Consider the following 15,756-nt stretch of genomic DNA (forward strand, 5'->3'; position numbering starts at 1 on the left):
AAACCATCAGCGGGGCTCGACAGCGCCCTTGCGCGACGCTTGAGGATCGTCGAAACAAACACCTACCTATTTTGTAGAGTTTTATCCCGATGACATCGCGTCCCGTGATCGCCGTGGTCGGCGCCGGCTTCAGCGGCGTCATGACCGCCCTGCACCTGCTGCGGGACGGCGCGGGCGCGCGGGTCGTCCTGCTGGAGCGGCGCAGCCCCGTGGGCCTGGGCGCGGCCTACGCCACGCATAATCCCAGCCACCGGCTCAACGTGCGGGCCGGCAACATGAGCGCCTGGCCTGACCGGCCGGGCGACTTCACCGCCTGGCTGCGCGGCCAGGGACTGGAGGTCGGGGCCGGCGACTTCGCCACGCGCGGTGACTACGGCCGCTATCTGCAGAGCCTGCTGGCCGACGCGGTCGCCGGGCCGGAGGCCGCGGGCCGGCTGATCGTCGCGCCCGACGAGGTGGTGGGCCTGGAGCCCGGCGGCGACGGCTGGCGGCTGACGACGGCCATGGGCCGGCCGATCCTGGCCAACGCCGTGGTCCTGGCCCTGGGCAATCCGCCGCCCTGCCGGCCGGCCGGCGTCGACGAGGCCCTGGCCGCCTCGCCCGCCTATGTCGCCGATCCCTGGCGCTGGGATCCGAAGGCCCTGCCGCAGGGGCCGGTGCTGCTGCTCGGCACGGGCCTGACCATGATCGACGTAGCGCTGAGCCTGGAAGACGCCATGCCCGGCCGTTCGATCATCGCCCTGTCACGCCGGGGCCTGACGCCGCGCGAGCACGAGGGCGAGCCGCCCGAACACCCGCCGCTGCCGCCCTCCCCCGACCTCAGCCCGCATGCGGCACTGGAATGGCTGAAGCGGACGGCGGCCGTGCATGGCTGGCGGACGGCGGTCGACGCCCTGCGGCCGGCGACCCAGGACCTGTGGCGCGGCTGGAGCGTGGCGCGCAAGCAGGCCTTCCTGCGCCACGCGCGGCCGTTCTGGGACGTGCACCGCCATCGCCTGTCGCCCGAGGTGGCCGCGCGGGTGGCCAATCTGCGCCAGTCCCGCCGCCTGAAGGTCGCCGCCGGCAAGATCGTGCGCCTGGCCGAGAGGCCGGACGGCCGCGTCGAAGGCGCCTGGCGGCCGCGCGGCGAGATGGACGCCCAGCCGTTCGTCGTCAGCGCGGTGATCAACGCCACCGGCCCCACCGGCGACGTGACCCGTTCGCGCGATCCGCTGGTCCTCGACCTGATCCGCCGGGGTTTGGCGCGTTCCGATCCGATGCGGCTGGGTCTCGACGTCGATCCCGACAATCGCCTGCTCGACGTTTCCGGCGTGGCGGCGCCCAGCCTGTTCGCGGTCGGCCCGGTGACGCGCGGCGCCTGGTGGGAGATCAACGCCGTACCCGACATCCGCGGCCAGGCGGCGCAGGTGGCGACGGCGGTGCTGGGCGCGGTGGGTTAGGCCGTATCGACTGGCCTACCCGGTCGGAAAAGCAGCCCCCTACTGCCGCTTCCCTCGCCCTCGTGGCGAGGGCCCATGCCCGCGACCGCTCAGACCCAAGCCATTCTGCAAAAATCTGAGCAGGCTGAACCATGGATCCTGGGCACGAGGCCCAGGAAGGCGATTGTTAGCGCTGGAGAAAATGCGCCAGTTCGTGGATCTCGACCCGCCCCAGCTCCAAATACGAAAAACCCCCGCCGGCGGACCGACGGGGGTTTTTCAGCAAGTAAGCTCTGAAGCTTACGCGCCGCCCGGGAAGCGGAACGGAACCTTCACGGTGCCGGTCTTGGCGCCCATCGGCAGCTTCTCGGCGATGCACATGGCCGCCTTGTCGAAGCCCTTGCCGGCCGCGCTGTTGTCGACGACCTTGCAGCCCGAGAGCTTGCCCGCGTCGGCGGTGCACTCGAGCATCACCTGAGCGGCGTCCTTGGTGTTGGCGAATTGCTGCAGGCAGCGGCCCATCTGGTCTTCGAAACCACCGGCGGCCGAAGCAGCCGAAGCGACGAAGAAGCTGCCGGCCATAGCCGCTGCGAAAGCGATCGAGAATTTCATAGCCGCCCATCCCTCCTGGCGAAAACTTGATGGGAGGGTTTTCGCAGGAGGCCGCTAACGAAGAACCAAGGTTCGCGGTTAATCTTTTCTGAAAATGATTAATGTGCGCCCGAGGCTTTCGGACAGCGTCTCAGAGCTCCAGGGCCGCCGTGTGGATCAGCTCCGAGAGCTTGGCGATCGACGGGTGCGGCGCGGGACCGGTCCGACGAACATAGGCCACTTTCGGCAGGCTCGGTAAAGCCCCCTCGGCGATGGGCTGGGCCTCCGGGCGGAACAGGCTGGTGCGGCAGGTCACCGCCAGGCCCGACTGGACCGCGGCGCGCAGGGCCGAGAGGCTCGGCGTCTCCAGGGCCACGCGATACGAGCGTCCTTCCCGCTCCAGCGCCGCCAGGGCCGCGTCGCGGAACCGGCACGGGGCCTCCAGGATCGCCAGCGGCAGCACGTCCTGCTGGGCGAGGTCGGGCTCGCCGTGCCAGACCATGGGCACGGTGCGGGCGGCGGCCGGGTCGTCATAGGCGCCCATGCACAGGATGACGTCCAGGCGATCGCTGCGCAGCAGTTCCAGCAGTTCCGGCGAGCCGGCCACCCGCACCTGCAGCTGGGTGTCGGGATTGAGCTGGGCGAAACGGGCCAGCACGCCCGACAGCAGGGTCTCGGCGAAGTCCTGCACCAGCCCCACCCGCGCCGGCCCGGCCAGGGCGTCGCCGGTCAGGGCCACGACGGCGCGGTCGTTGAGGGCGAGGATGTCGCGGGCGTGGCCCAGCAGGGTCTGGCCGGCCGGGGTCAGCGACAAGCGCCGTCCCTCGCGGTGGAACAGCGGCGTCAGCACGGTCTCCTCCAGCCGCTTCATCTGCAGGCTGAGCGCCGACTGGGTGACGAAGACACGCTCGGTGGCGCGCAGCATCGACCCGCTGTCGACGATGGCCACGAAGCTGCGGAGAAGTTCGGTCGGAAGGTTGGTCGGCATCTGGCGTCCCGTCTGACCCCGTTGAGGAACTCTAATAAGACCCCTGAGGATAAGTCTATTGATCGAGTAGGAATTCAGCGTCCATCTCTGTGAAGCAACGGCGCCCCCGCCGCAACGGTCACAGCGATGGAAGCGACCCGATGTCTTTGGCGATCGCCGATAGAATTTCTCTAGCGAGACCATTCCCCAAGGGGTGGCGATGGCCTCGCCTCTCCCGTGCGCGGTGGCTATCTCCGGTCGTGCTTCTGGCCTTGTGGGAGTTGGGTTCGCGCTTCGGCCTGATCCCCGAACGGGTGCTGGCCGCGCCCTCGACGGTGGCTGAAACCTTCTGGGCGCTGACGGTCTCGGGCGAGCTTCCCTCCAACCTGCTGGTGTCGCTGGCTCGCGCCGCCGCCGGCCTGGCGATCGCCCTGGCCGTCGCCGTGAGTCTGGGCCTGCTGGCCGGCCTGTCGCGTTGGGGCGAGACCGTCGTCGACCCGCTGATGCAGATCAAGCGGACCATCCCGTCCCTGGCCCTGACCCCGCTGTTCATCGTCTGGTTCGGCATCGGCGAGACGCCGAAGATCGCCCTGATCGCCGTGGCGACGACCTTCCCGATCTATCTGAACCTCTTCGCCGGGGTGCGCGGCATCGACGTGCGGCTGGTCGAGGCCGCCCGCAGCTTCGGCCTGTCAGGCTGGAGCCTGGTGCGCGAGGTGATCCTGCCCGGCGCCCTGCCCTCGTTCTTCGTCGGCCTGCGCTACGCCCTGGGCGTCTCGGTGCTGGTGCTGGTGGTGGCCGAGCAGATCAACGCCCAGGCCGGCCTTGGCCACCTGATCAACAACGCCCGCGACTTCATGCGCACCGACATCATCGTCGTCTGCCTGCTCGTCTACGCCCTGCTCGGCCTTGGCGCCGACGCCCTCGTTCGCACGCTGGAGCGCCGCGCTCTGGCCTGGCGCCCCAGCCTCGTGGAGCAATGACCATGGTCCAGCCGCGCATCCGCCGCCGCGCTTTCGACACCGCCGCCGTCCCGGCCGCCGCCCCCTCGGCCTCGCCGTCGATCGCCCCCGCCGTGAAATTGAACGGCTTCGTCCGCCAGTTCGGCGAGAACCGGGTCATCGACGGCCTGGATCTCTCGATCGCTCCGGGCGAATTCGTCGCCCTGCTGGGCGCCAGCGGCTCGGGCAAGACCACCCTGCTGCGCACCCTGGCGGGGCTCGATCCCGTCGGCGACCAGGACGTCACGACGCCCAGCACCCGCGCCGTGGTGTTCCAGGACGCCCGCCTGCTGCCGTGGAAGAAGGTCTGGCGCAACGTCGCGCTGGGCCTGAAGGACCCAAGCTTTAAGAAGGGGGACGTCCGGGCCCGCGCCGAGGCGGCGCTGAAGGAGGTCGGCCTCGGCCATCGCCTCGACGCGTGGCCCTCCACCCTCTCCGGCGGCGAGGCCCAGCGCACGGCCCTGGCCCGCGCCCTCGTACGCGAGCCGGGTCTTCTGCTGCTCGACGAGCCGTTCGCGGCCCTAGACGCCCTGACCCGGCTGAAGATGCACGACCTGGTGCTGAACCTTTGGAACGAGCACAAGCCCGCCGTCCTGCTGGTCACCCACGACGTGGACGAGGCCATTTCGCTGGCCGACCGCGTGCTGGTGCTGAACAAGGGCCGGATCGCCGCCGAGGAGCACATCGCCCTGGAGCGCCCGCGCGCGCCGGACGCCCGCTTCCAGGCCATCCGTCGCCGCCTGCTCGGCCACCTCGGCGTCGAGGCCCCGGCTCCGCATGAGGGCGCTCTGATCGCCTTCCCGACCGGCGAGGCCGTGCAGTGAGCACCGCCGCCGCTCGTCGCCTAGAACCTGCCGCCCGCCTGCCCGACCTCGACGCCGTGCTGCCGGGCCTGACGCAAGCCTTCGCCGCCACCGCTGGTCGCCACGACCGCGAAGCCAGCTTTCCCTTCGCCAACTTCCAGGCCCTGCACGAGGCCGGGCTGCTGGCCCTGACCGCCCCGGCGCGTCTGGGCGGGCTGGAGAGCGACCTGCCCACCGCCCTGAAGGTGGTTTCCGCCGTCGCCCGGGGCGAGCCGGCCACGGCGCTGGTGCTGGTCATGCAGTACCTGTTCCACGCCTCCGTCGAAGGGCGCTCGGGCTGGCCCGAGCACCTGAAGCAACGGGTGATCGGCGACGCCGTCGAGAACGGCGCCCTGATAAACGCCCTGCGGGTCGAGCCCGACCTGGGCACGCCGGCGCGCGGCGGCCTGCCGGCCACCATCGCCCGCCGCACGCCGGAAGGCTGGCGGATCAGCGGCCGCAAGATCTACTCCACCGGCTCCAGCGCCCTGACCTGGTTCGTGGTCTGGGCCCGCAGCGACGACGCAGAACCCCTGGTCGGCGGCTGGCTGGTGCGCGCCGACAGCCCCGGCGTGATCATCGAGGAGACCTGGGATCACCTGGGCCTGCGCGCCAGCGCCAGCCACGACGTGATCTTCGAGGACGTGCTGGTGCCGCTGGACCACGCCCTGGACCCGCAGCCCCCGGGCGCCCCGCCGCCCTACTCGCCGGTGTTCGGAACCTGGTCGTCGGTGCTGACGGCGGCGATCTACGACGCCGTGGCCCGCGCCGCTCGCGACTGGCTGGCCGACTTCCTGATCGCCCGCAAGCCGGCCAACCTGGGCGCAAGCCTCTCCACCCTGCCCCGCTTCCAGGAAGCCTTGGGCGAGATCGACAGCCTGCTCTTCGCCAACCGCGTGCTGCTGGACAGCGCCGCGCGAGGCGACACGGCCGCCAGCGAGAGCGGCCTCGTCAAGCACCTGGTCACCGAGAACGCCATCACCGTGGTCGAGAAGGCCCTGAAGCTGACCGGCAATCCGGGCCTGACCCGCGCCAACCCGCTGGAGCGCCATCACCGCGACGTGCTGTGCGGCCGGGTGCACACGCCCCAGGCCGACGTGGTGCTGACCGGCGCGGGCAAGCTCGCCTTCGCTTCCCGGGAGGCCCTGGCATGAGCCGTCTGGTCGTCGCCAGCCAACTGCCCGAGGTGTTCAACACCGTCTTCGCCCAGCATGCGGCGGACGCGGAGATCGTGTCCGTACCCCCGGGGCTGACCACGCCCCTGCCGCAGGACGCCAAGGTCCTGGTGGCCGCGCCGTTCCGCAAGGCCGGCGGCGTGCTGCCGGCCAAGGCGCCGCCGGGCTGGCCGTTCGACGTGCGCTGGGTGCAACTGGTGTCGGTGGGCATCGACTTCTATCCGGACTGGCTGTTCGACGGTCCGGTGGTGACCTCGGCGCGCGGCTCTTCCGCCGTCGCCCTGGCCGAGTTCGCCCTGGCGGCGATCCTGGCCGAGGCCAAGCGCCTGCCGGAGATCTGGATCGACAAGGCCGAGCGCTGGGCGCCGCAGCCGCTGAAGCTGATCTCGGGCACGACCCTGGGCCTGGTGGGTTTCGGCGCCATCGGCGAGGCCCTGGCCCCGCGCGCCCAGGCCCTGGGCCTGAACGTCATCGCCACCCGCCGCTCGGACAAGCCGATCCCGGTGGCCGGCGTAGAGCGCGTGGCGGACCTGAAGACCCTGTTCGCTCGTAGCGACCACGTGGTGCTGGCCGCTCCGGCGACGCCGGAGACCGAGCGCCTGATCGGCCGCGAGGTGCTGGCCGCCGCCAAGCCCGGCCTGCACCTGATCAACATCGCCCGCGGGGCGCTGATCGACGACGACGCCCTGTTGGCGGCGCTAGACGACGGCCGGGTGTCGCGCGCCAGCCTGGACGTGACCTTCCCCGAGCCCCTGACCGACGGCCACCCCTTCTACGGCCATCCCAAGGTTCGGCTCTCGCCCCACACCTCGGTGCACACGCCCGACACCCGCATCAACCTGGCGACCAGCTTCGCCCAGAACCTCGCCCGCTTCCGCGCCGGCGCGCCCCTGGCCGACGTCGTCGACCTGTCGCGCGGCTACTGACAACAAGGACCCTTCGCGATGACCGCGATCCCCGCCGCCCGCAGCTTCACCGCCGCTGGCCCGCATCCCGCCAAGATCGAGAGCGTGCTGCCGCCGTTCGGCTCGAAAGAGATCCCGCAGCAGCCGACGATCGAGCTCGAGCGGCTCTATCGCAAGCAGCGCCTGGCCGCCGGCTATCGGCTGTTCGGCCGCTACGGCTTCGACATGGGCGGGGCCGGCCATATCACCGCGCGCGACCCCGAGCTGACCGACCACTTCTGGGTCAATCCGCTGGGCGTGCACTTCTCGCGCATCAAGGTTTCGGACCTGATGTTGGTCAGCCACGCCGGCGAGATCGTGCAGCCGCCGGCCAAGGCCCCGGCCCGCCTGAACCGCGCCGCCTTCGCCATCCACTCGCAGCTGCACGAGGCCCGGCCCGACGTGATCGCCGCGGCCCACTCGCACTCGCTGTACGGCAAGGCCTGGTCGGCGTTGGGACGCCTGCTCGATCCGCTGACCCAGGACTCGGCGGCCTTCTATGACGACCACGCCCTGTTCGAGGAGTTTTCGGGCGTGGTGCTGGACACCAGCGAGGGCCAGAAGATCGCCAAGGCGCTGGGTCCCAAGAAGGCGGTGATCCTGCAGAACCACGGGATCCTCACCGTCGGCCAGTCGGTGGAGGCCGCCGTCTGGCGCTACCTCGCGCTCGAAAACGCCTGCCAAGCGCAGCTGCTGGCCGAGGCCGCCGGCCCGACCAAGCCGATGTCGCCGGAGGTGGCCAAGCACACCGCCGGCCAGGTCGGCACCGAACTGGGCGGCCTGTGGTCGTTCCAGCCCTACTGGGACATCGTCACCGAAGAAGAGCCGGACCTGTTCGACTGATGACCGGCATCTCCCTGTCCCGCCGCGACCTGATGTCGGGCGGCCTTTCGATCGCGGGCCTGTCGCTGGCCGGCTTCACCACCGTCAACCTGGCCGCCTGCTCGCCCAAGGGCGGGGACAAGGCCGGCTCGCTGGCCGACCTGACGCTGAGGGTCGCCACCTATCGCGGCAATCCAGAAAGCTTCTTCGGCGAGGCCGGCATCGCCGACCCGCCCTACAAGCTGGCCCGCACCCAGTTCGCCGGCGGCAACCTGATCGCCGAGGCGATCAACGCCCGGGCGCTGGACTTCGGCGGCATGAGCGAGATCCCGCCGATCTTCGTCGCCGCCCAGCCGGGCAACCAGGTGCGCATCGTCGGCGTGCTGAAGGGCGACGTGAACAACCAGGTGCTGCTGGTCCCCAAGGGCTCGCCGGCCCGGGACTTCAAGGACCTGAAGGGCAAGCGCATCGGCTATGTGAAGGCCACGACCTCGCACTACATCCTGCTGCGCCTGTTGCAGGAGGCCGGCCTGGCCTGGAGCGACATCCAGCCGGTGGCGCTGAGCCCGCAGGACGGTCTTGCGGCCTTCCAGAGCGGGGCGCTGGACGCCTGGGTGATCTACGGCGTCATCGTCTACCAGGCGCGCGAGGCCGGGGCGCGGGTGCTGCGCACGGCGCTGGGCATCCTCTCGGGCAACTACCTGATCACGGCCGCCAAGGAGGCGCTGGACGATCCGCTGCGGCTGCAGGCCATCGGCGACTATGTCAGCCGCTACAAGAAGGTTTTCGACTGGATCAACGCCGACGGCGAGCGCTGGGCGCGGGTGCGGGAACAGGCGACGGGGGTCAAGGCGGCCTACTACGCCCAGGAGTTCAAGGAGCGTTCCTCGCCCTACATCCTCGAACCGATCAGCGAAGCGGCCATCGCCTCCGAACAGGCCGTGGCCGACACCTTCGCCGCCGCCAAGATCATTCCCGGAGCCGTCGACGTGCGGCCGCTGTGGGATGACCGGCTCTCATCGTTCCTCAAGTAATGTCGAGTTCTGCAAATATATCCGATGACCTCGGACGATATGAGCAGAGCTATCCGCTCGATCATTTTATATTCGTTGAGATGAGAGGCGGCGCGACGGCAAATCCCCACCGAACAAGTCGGGGATAAATTCGTGCGAACCTTCAAGCTTCAACTTCTCGCCTTCACTTCCGGCCTCGTCTTCGCTAGCGGAGCCTGGGCCGGCGGGGCCTTGGCCGCCGAACCGGCGCCGACCGCCAATGCTGACGATGCGGCCTCCCCCGCCGTCGAGCAGGTGATCGTCACCGCCGAGCGCCGCGCCACCGACCTGCAGAAGACCGCGATCGCCATCTCGGCCTTCGGCTCGCAGGTGCTGGCCGACCGCAAGGTCGACAGCATCCGCGACCTGTCGGGCCAGATCCCGAACTTCAGCATCAGCCGCGTCACCATCAGCCACACCACCCAGACCTATGCGCTGCGCGGCGTTGGCGAGGCCGACCCGATCCAGGAGCCGGTGCTGGCCGTCTATGTCGACGACGTCTACATCCCCCGCCAGATCGGTTCGATGGTCGAGTTCAACGACCTGGAGCGCATCGAGGTGCTGCGCGGCCCGCAAGGCACGCTCTACGGCCGCAACTCCAGCGCCGGCGCCCTGCGCATCATCACCCGCGATCCGGGCCAGGAATTCCGCGCCAAGGCCGAGGTGGGCCTGGGCAGCTATGGCGCCGTCGACGTGCGCGCCCTGGTCGAGGGACCGATCGTCGCCGACAAGCTGTCGGGCAGCTTCTCCTACATCCACCACAAGCGCGACGGGGTGACCTTCGACCCGACGCTGAACCACGACGTCAACCGCATCGATCTCGACGCCTACCGCGCCAAGCTGCGCTGGACGCCGACCGAGAAGCTGGACGTGCTGTTCACGCTGAACGCCCTGCGCGACCGCAGCGACAGCCGCAGCTACGTGCCGGTCACCCAGCCGAACGGCGAATTCAACAACCGCTATTCCTACTCGGAGGTCGAGCCCAAGCAGGACCTCGACCAGATCAGCGGCTCGATCCGCGTCCAGTACGCCCTGAGCGACCATCTGAAGCTGAAGTCGATCACGGCCTACGGCGGCTTCAACCTGAACCCGGTCTATTACGACAACGACGGCCAGGCGGCGCTGATCCAGAAGAACCTGATCCACTACAACGACCAGTACGCCACCCAGGAAATCCAGCTGAACGGCGACTTCGGCAAGCTGACCTTCACCAGCGGCCTGTTCTACCTGCATGAGCGGTTCTTCGTGCAGCGCGACGGCTACAGCCGCAGAAGCGCGACGGTCACCGATCCGGTGACGACGCCCAGCAACTACGGCTTCGCCCGGGCCCACAACATCACCAACACCGACGCCTACGCCCTGTTCGGCGAGGCGACCTATGCGGTGACCGACCGCCTCAGCGTCACCGGCGGCCTGCGCTGGACCAACGAGGAGAAGGAATTCACCTTCGACAACAAGGTGCTGAACCTGGCCGGCCAGGTCACCGGCCAGTCGATCGCCGGAACCGCCGACAAGACCTTCTCGGCGATCACGCCGAAGCTGTCGGTGCAGTACCAGTGGACGCCGGCCGTCCTGCAGTACGCGACCTATTCCAAGGGCTTCAAGTCGGGCGGCTTCGACAACCGGGCCACGCGCCTGGACCTGGCCACCCGCCCCTTCGCGCCGGAAGACGTCAACACCTACGAGACCGGCCTGAAGACCGAACTGTTCGACCGCCGGGCGCGGGTGAACCTGGCGGCCTTCTACAACGACTACGAAAACCTGCAGGTCAGCTACAGCGACCCGGCCTATCCGGGCAATTCGATCCGCGGCAACGCCGGCGAGGCCCACACCTACGGCGTCGAGCTGGAAAGCGACGTGCGCGCCACCGAGCGCCTGAGCCTGCAAGGCTCGGTCGGCTGGCTGTACGCCGTCTACGACACCTACAAGAACGCCGGCGGGGTGGGCGTGAACGCCGACGGCCACCGCCTGCTGAACTCGCCGCGCTGGAGCCTGTCGGGCGGCGTGACCTGGGACGTGCCGGTCCAGGTTCCTGGCTCGATCCGCGCCAACCTCAACGCCCAATGGCAGACCAAGACCTACTTCAGCGCCCTGCAACGGCCGCAGGACGAGGCGCCCGCCCAGGGCTTCCTCAACGGCACGATCACCTGGACCGCGCCCAACCCGCAGTGGGCCGTGCAGCTGTCGGGCCGCAACCTGCTGGACAGCGACAAGCCGGTGACCTCGACCTACACGCCGGCCACCGGGGTCTATTACAAGAACTATCCCGATCCGCGGACCTGGCTGGTCACGCTGAAGTACGCGCTGTGATCCGATGACCGGCGCGCCCAACCTCACTCGCCTGGCCAGCTTCGTCGGAGACCTCGGCGCCCTGCTCGACCGCACGGGCGACGAGGCGGAGATCCTGCGCGAGGGGGGCGGCCTGCTGGCCGCCCTGATCGCCACGGACGACTGGCTGCCGGACGCCTACGCCGTCCCGAACCCGGCCCGCTATCAGCAGTACCTGCTGCATTGCGACAGCCGCGAGCGGTTCAGCGTGGTCAGCTTCGTCTGGGGGCCGGGCCAGGCGACGCCGGTCCACGACCACACGGTCTGGGGCCTGGTCGGCGTGCTGCGCGGGGCCGAGCTGTCGCAAGCCTACCACCGCGACGGCGAAGCCGTGGTTCCGCACGGGCCGTTCCACCGGCTGGAGCGCGGCGAGGTCGAGGCCGTGTCTCCCACCGTCGGCGACGTGCACCGGGTCACCAACGCCTTCGACGACAGGCCCTCGATCAGCATCCACGTCTACGGGGCCAATATCGGAGCGGTGCGCCGCTCGACCTACGACGCCGACGGACGGAGAAAGCCCTTCGTCTCCGGCTACTCCAACGACACCCTCCCCAACCTGTGGGACCGCTCCAAGCCGGTCCCCGCCGAGGCCGCGCCATGACCCTGCCCGTCGTCACGCCCCGCGAAGTCCGCCAGGACCTGATCGCCCGCCGTGAGATCGCCCTTCTGGACCTGCGCGAGGAAGACCCCTTCGCCAAGGCCCACCCGCTGTTCGCCTCGCAGCTGCCGCTCAGCCGGCTGGAGGTCGAGATCCTCGATCGCGTGCCCCGCAAGGAGACGCGGATCGTGCTCTACGACAACGGCGAGGGCCTGGTCTCGCCGGCCGGCAAGCGGCTGGCGGCCCTGGGCTACACCAATGTCCAGGCGCTGAAGGGCGGGCTGCAGGGCTGGACCGGCGCCGGCTACGAGCTGTTCCAGGACGTCAATTCCTACAGCAAGGCGTTCGGCGAACTGGTCGAGGCGCGCCGCCACACCCCTTCCCTGCCCGCCCAAGAGGTGCAGGCCCGCATCGACGCCAAGGCCGATCAGGTGATCCTCGACGCCCGCCGGTTCGAGGAATACGCGGTGATGAGCATCCCGGGCGGGGTGAGCACCCCGGGCGCCGAGCTGGTGCTGCGCGCCAGGGAGCTGGCGCCCGATCCCTCGACCACCATCATCGTCAACTGCGCGGGCCGCACCCGCAGCCTGATCGGCGCCCAGTCGCTGGTCAACGCCGGGGTGCCCAACCCCGTCTTCGCCCTGCGCAACGGCACGATCGGCTGGACCCTGGCCCAGCAGAGCCTGGAGCACGGCCAGAGCCGCAAGTTCCCAGACGTCTCGACCCAGACCCTGGAAGAGGCCCGCGCCAAGGCGCGCGACGTGGCCTATCGCGCCGGCGTGCGCCGGATCGACGCCGAGGGGCTCGCTGACCTGGCCACCGACCGCAAGCGCACCCTCTACCGCTTCGACGTGCGCACGCCCGACGAGTACGCCAAGGGCCACCTGCCCGGCTTCCGCAGCGCGCCGGGCGGCCAGCTGGTGCAGGAGACCGACGTCTTCGCCCCCGTGCGCGGCGGCCGCATCGTGCTGGCCGACGACCTCGGGCCCCGCGCCGACATGACCGCCTCGTGGCTGGCCCAGCTGGGCTGGGAGACCTACGTGCTGGAGGACGGTTTCGAGGGCGAGTTGGCCACCGGCGCCTGGAAGCCTTCGGAGCCCCCGCACCTGCCGGTGGTCGAGACCATCCTGCCCCGCGCCCTCTCCGAAGCGCTGGCCGAAGACAGCGTCGTGGTGCTGGACCTCGCGCCCAGCCCGGCCCACCGCAAGGGCCACGTGCCCGGCGCCTGGTTCGCCATCCGCGCCCAGCTGGCCGAGGCCCTGGAGCGCGTGCCTGAAGGCAAGCCGATCGTCCTGACCTCGCCCGACGGCGTGCTGGCCCGCCTGGCCGCGCCGGAACTGGAGGACATCGCCGACCAGCCCGTCCGCGTGCTCGACGGCGGCACGGCCGCCTGGGTCGCCGCCGGCCGCGCGCTGGAGACGGGCCTGGCCCGCGCCGCCAGCGATCCGACCGACGTCTACAAGCGCCCCTACGAGGGCACCGACAACGCCGCCGAGGCCATGCAGGCCTATCTCGACTGGGAATTCGGCCTGGTCGACCAGCTGGCCCGCGACGGGTCGCACGGCTTCTTCGTGATCTGAGGTCCAGCCCCATGCCCCTGACCCTCTATATCGCTCCCGGCAGCTCCTCCCTGGCCCCGCTCGTGGCGCTGGAGGAGATCGGCGTCGCCTACGAGGTCCAGCGCCTGGATCTCGCCGCCGGCGACCAGCGCAAGCCCGACTACCTGAAGGTCAATCCCAAGGGCCGGGTGCCGACCCTGGCGGTCGATGGCGAACCGGTCACCGAGGTGCTGGCGATCCTGACCTATCTGGCCCACCGCTACCCGCACAGCGAGCTCTTGCCGCTGCTGGAGCCGCTGAAGCTGGCCCACGCCTACGAGGTGATGAGCTGGTTCGCCAGCACGGTGCACGTGGCCTTCGCCCAGATCGCCCGGCCCGAACGCTACGCCGACGACGAGGCGGTGAAGGCCGCCCTGGCCACGCCCGGCGAGGCCCGCTTCGCCCGCACCCTGGCCGACATCGAGCGCCTGGCCCAGGCGCCCGGTCCGTGGCTGCTGGGCGAGCACTTCAGCGCCGTCGACGCCTACGCCCTGGTGATCTGGCGCTGGGGCGAGCGCCGGCAGATCGACCTTTCCGCCTATCCCGCCTGGAGCGCCAAGGCCGCCCGCGCCTTCGCCCGCCCGTCCGTCGTCCGCGCCCTGCGCAAGGAGACGGCCCAGGCGACCACCCACGCCATCTGACCTCCCTCTTCTCGAACCCTCAGGAGCATCCCCCATGAGCGTCGAATTCATCGGTATCATCCACACCCAGAACGTCTCGGAAATCCACCCGCCGGCCGGCCCGGTCATCGACGTCGACTATGTCGAGAAGATCGCCCGCGCCCATGACGAGGGCGGCTTCGACCGCGCCCTCGTCGCCTTCCACTCGACCGGCCCGGAAAGCCAGCTGGTGGTGGCCCACGCGGCTTCCGTGACCAAGAACCTGAAGTTCATGATCGCCCATCGCCCGGGCTTCACTGCCCCGACCCTGGCGGCGCGACAGCTGGCGACGCTCGACCACTTCACCGGCGGCCGGGTGGCGGTGCACATCATCACCGGCGGTTCGGACGAGGAACTAGCCAAGGACGGCGACCACCTGACCAAGGACGAGCGCTACGCCCGCACCAGCGAATATCTCGACATCGTCCGCGCCGAATGGACCAGCGAAAAGCCGTTCGACTACAAGGGCGAATACTATCAGGTCGACCAGGGCTTCGGCGCGGTGAAGCCGCTGCGCGCGCCCCAGATCCCGGTCTATTTCGGCGGCTCGTCGGAAGCGGCGATTCCGGTGGCCGGCAAGCACGCCGACATCTTCGCGCTCTGGGGTGAAACCCAGGCCCAGGTCGCCGAGACCATCGCCCGGGTGCGCCACGCCGCCGCCAAGCACGGCCGCCAGGTGAAGTTCTCGCTGTCGCTGCGCCCGATCATCGCCGACACCGAAGAGGCCGCCTGGGCGCGCGCCGACGAGATCGTGGCCAAGGCCAAGGCCATCCGCGAGGCCGCCGGCCTGCCGACCAGCGGCCACCGTCCGCCCAACGCCGGCTCGCAGCGCCTGCTGGACGCGGCCGCGCAAGGGTCCCGCCTCGACAAGCGACTGTGGACGGGCGTGGCCGCCGTCACCGGCGCGGCCGGCAACTCGACGGGCCTGGTCGGCACGCCGCAGCAGGTGGCCGAGGCCCTGCTCGACTACTACGACCTGGGCGTCACCACCTTCCTGATCCGCGGCTTCGATCCCGTGGAGGACGCCATCGCCTACGGCCGCGACCTGCTGCCGCTGGTGCGCAAGCTGGTGGCCGAGCGCGAAGCCCAGATCGAGGCCCAACCCGCGGCGGCGGCCAGCTGATGGCCCGCTACGACGCCGCGGCGGCGGGGGAAGCCCCAGCCGCCACTTTCACGGACGTGCTGGCGCACCTCGCGAGCGGCGTCGCCATCGTCTCCTGCTGGGACGGCGAGGCGCCGCGCGGCCTGCTGGTCAGCTCGATCACCGGGCTTTCCGTCGAGCCGCCGCGCTTCCTGTTCTGCGTGCGCAAGGAGGCGGGCTGTCACGACGCCCTCCTCCGCCGCCCCGCCCTGTCGGTGTCGCTGCTGGCGGCGGACGACAAGGAAGAGGCCCTGCGCTTCGCCAGCGGGTCGCGGGCGGCCGAGCGGTTCGCGCCGGAGCGCTGGCGGCTGCAGCCCGGCGCGCCGCCCGCCTTCCGGGGCGGCATCGCGCGGGCCGAATGCTTCGTCGACGCGGTGATCGACACCGGCAGCCACTCGGTCTTCATCGTCGAGGCCGAACGCTTCGCCTTCACGCCGGCCGCGCCCCTGGTGGCGTGGAACCGGGGACTGGCGTCGCTAGGCGGAGTGGGAGCCGACTCCCAATAGGTCGTCATCCCGGAAGCCTCGAAGAGGCTATCCGGGACCCAGGGGACTGGGCGCCGCGACTAGGTTCTCCGCCCAGGCGGTGGCAACCGCATTGCCGTCGCCCCTGGGTCCCGG

General features: G+C 70.3%; 15 protein-coding genes. 13 read left to right on the top strand and 2 right to left on the bottom strand.

The genetic code is table 11. The annotated features are described in order from the left end of the window. Positions 1-89 precede the first annotated feature (89 nt). Positions 90-1,439 (top strand): FAD/NAD(P)-binding protein, encoded by a 1,350-nt coding sequence (locus tag AC2YHT_RS18810; protein WP_487291390.1) that lies wholly within the window; start codon positions 90-92, stop codon positions 1,437-1,439. Between the two features lie 279 nt (positions 1,440-1,718). Here the strand turns inward: AC2YHT_RS18810 and AC2YHT_RS18815 are convergent, their stop codons facing one another. Further along, positions 1,719-2,030: a hypothetical protein gene (locus tag AC2YHT_RS18815; RefSeq protein WP_487291392.1), complete on the bottom strand. Its 312-nt coding sequence runs from the start codon at positions 2,028-2,030 to the stop codon at positions 1,719-1,721. A 130-nt stretch (positions 2,031-2,160) separates the two neighbouring features. After that, a complete protein-coding gene (locus tag AC2YHT_RS18820; protein WP_487291394.1) occupies positions 2,161-2,997 on the bottom strand; it encodes a LysR substrate-binding domain-containing protein in 837 nt (278 codons plus the stop codon). Between the two features lie 239 nt (positions 2,998-3,236). Here AC2YHT_RS18820 and AC2YHT_RS18825 point away from each other — a divergent pair, with 239 nt between their 5' ends. The 12 genes from AC2YHT_RS18825 (at position 3,237) to AC2YHT_RS18880 (ending at position 15,642) form a co-directional block, all read left to right on the top strand. Next, positions 3,237-3,959 (top strand): ABC transporter permease subunit, encoded by a 723-nt coding sequence (locus AC2YHT_RS18825; protein ID WP_487291396.1) that lies wholly within the window; start codon positions 3,237-3,239, stop codon positions 3,957-3,959. Continuing rightward, positions 3,956-4,801, top strand: a complete 846-nt coding sequence (locus AC2YHT_RS18830) for an ABC transporter ATP-binding protein (protein WP_487291397.1) — start codon at positions 3,956-3,958, stop codon at positions 4,799-4,801. The genes AC2YHT_RS18825 and AC2YHT_RS18830 overlap by 4 nt, the downstream gene beginning before the upstream one ends. Further along, a complete protein-coding gene (locus AC2YHT_RS18835; RefSeq protein ID WP_487291399.1) occupies positions 4,798-5,973 on the top strand; it encodes an acyl-CoA dehydrogenase family protein in 1,176 nt (391 codons plus the stop codon). Before AC2YHT_RS18830 ends, AC2YHT_RS18835 begins: the two co-directional genes overlap by 4 nt. Next, entirely contained in the window at positions 5,970-6,920 is a 951-nt protein-coding gene (locus tag AC2YHT_RS18840; protein WP_487291400.1) for a D-isomer specific 2-hydroxyacid dehydrogenase family protein, read from the top strand. The genes AC2YHT_RS18835 and AC2YHT_RS18840 overlap by 4 nt, the downstream gene beginning before the upstream one ends. Before the next feature lie 18 nt (positions 6,921-6,938). Further along, on the top strand, positions 6,939-7,781 hold the full coding sequence (locus AC2YHT_RS18845) for a class II aldolase/adducin family protein (protein WP_487291402.1): 843 nt from the start codon (positions 6,939-6,941) through the stop codon (positions 7,779-7,781). Beyond that, positions 7,781-8,794 carry an ABC transporter substrate-binding protein gene (locus AC2YHT_RS18850; protein ID WP_487291404.1) on the top strand — a complete coding sequence of 338 codons (1,014 nt, stop codon included), beginning with the start codon at positions 7,781-7,783 and terminating at the stop codon, positions 8,792-8,794. Before AC2YHT_RS18845 ends, AC2YHT_RS18850 begins: the two co-directional genes overlap by 1 nt. A 132-nt stretch (positions 8,795-8,926) precedes the next feature. Beyond that, positions 8,927-11,122, top strand: coding sequence for a TonB-dependent receptor (locus AC2YHT_RS18855; protein ID WP_487291406.1), 2,196 nt, complete (start codon positions 8,927-8,929; stop codon positions 11,120-11,122). Positions 11,123-11,126: 4 nt separating this feature from the next. Next, positions 11,127-11,741, top strand: coding sequence for a cysteine dioxygenase family protein (locus tag AC2YHT_RS18860; protein WP_487291407.1), 615 nt, complete (start codon positions 11,127-11,129; stop codon positions 11,739-11,741). After that, entirely contained in the window at positions 11,738-13,318 is a 1,581-nt protein-coding gene (locus AC2YHT_RS18865) for a rhodanese-like domain-containing protein (RefSeq protein WP_487291409.1), read from the top strand. Before AC2YHT_RS18860 ends, AC2YHT_RS18865 begins: the two co-directional genes overlap by 4 nt. A gap of 11 nt (positions 13,319-13,329) precedes the next feature. After that, positions 13,330-13,977 (top strand): glutathione S-transferase family protein, encoded by a 648-nt coding sequence (locus AC2YHT_RS18870; protein WP_487291410.1) that lies wholly within the window; start codon positions 13,330-13,332, stop codon positions 13,975-13,977. A gap of 34 nt (positions 13,978-14,011) precedes the next feature. After that, positions 14,012-15,118, top strand: coding sequence for an LLM class flavin-dependent oxidoreductase (locus AC2YHT_RS18875; RefSeq protein ID WP_487291412.1), 1,107 nt, complete (start codon positions 14,012-14,014; stop codon positions 15,116-15,118). Beyond that, entirely contained in the window at positions 15,118-15,642 is a 525-nt protein-coding gene (locus tag AC2YHT_RS18880; protein WP_487291414.1) for a flavin reductase family protein, read from the top strand. Before AC2YHT_RS18875 ends, AC2YHT_RS18880 begins: the two co-directional genes overlap by 1 nt. The last annotated feature ends 114 nt before the right edge of the window (positions 15,643-15,756 follow it).

Source organism: Caulobacter sp. SRI_008 (genome assembly GCF_057586355.1).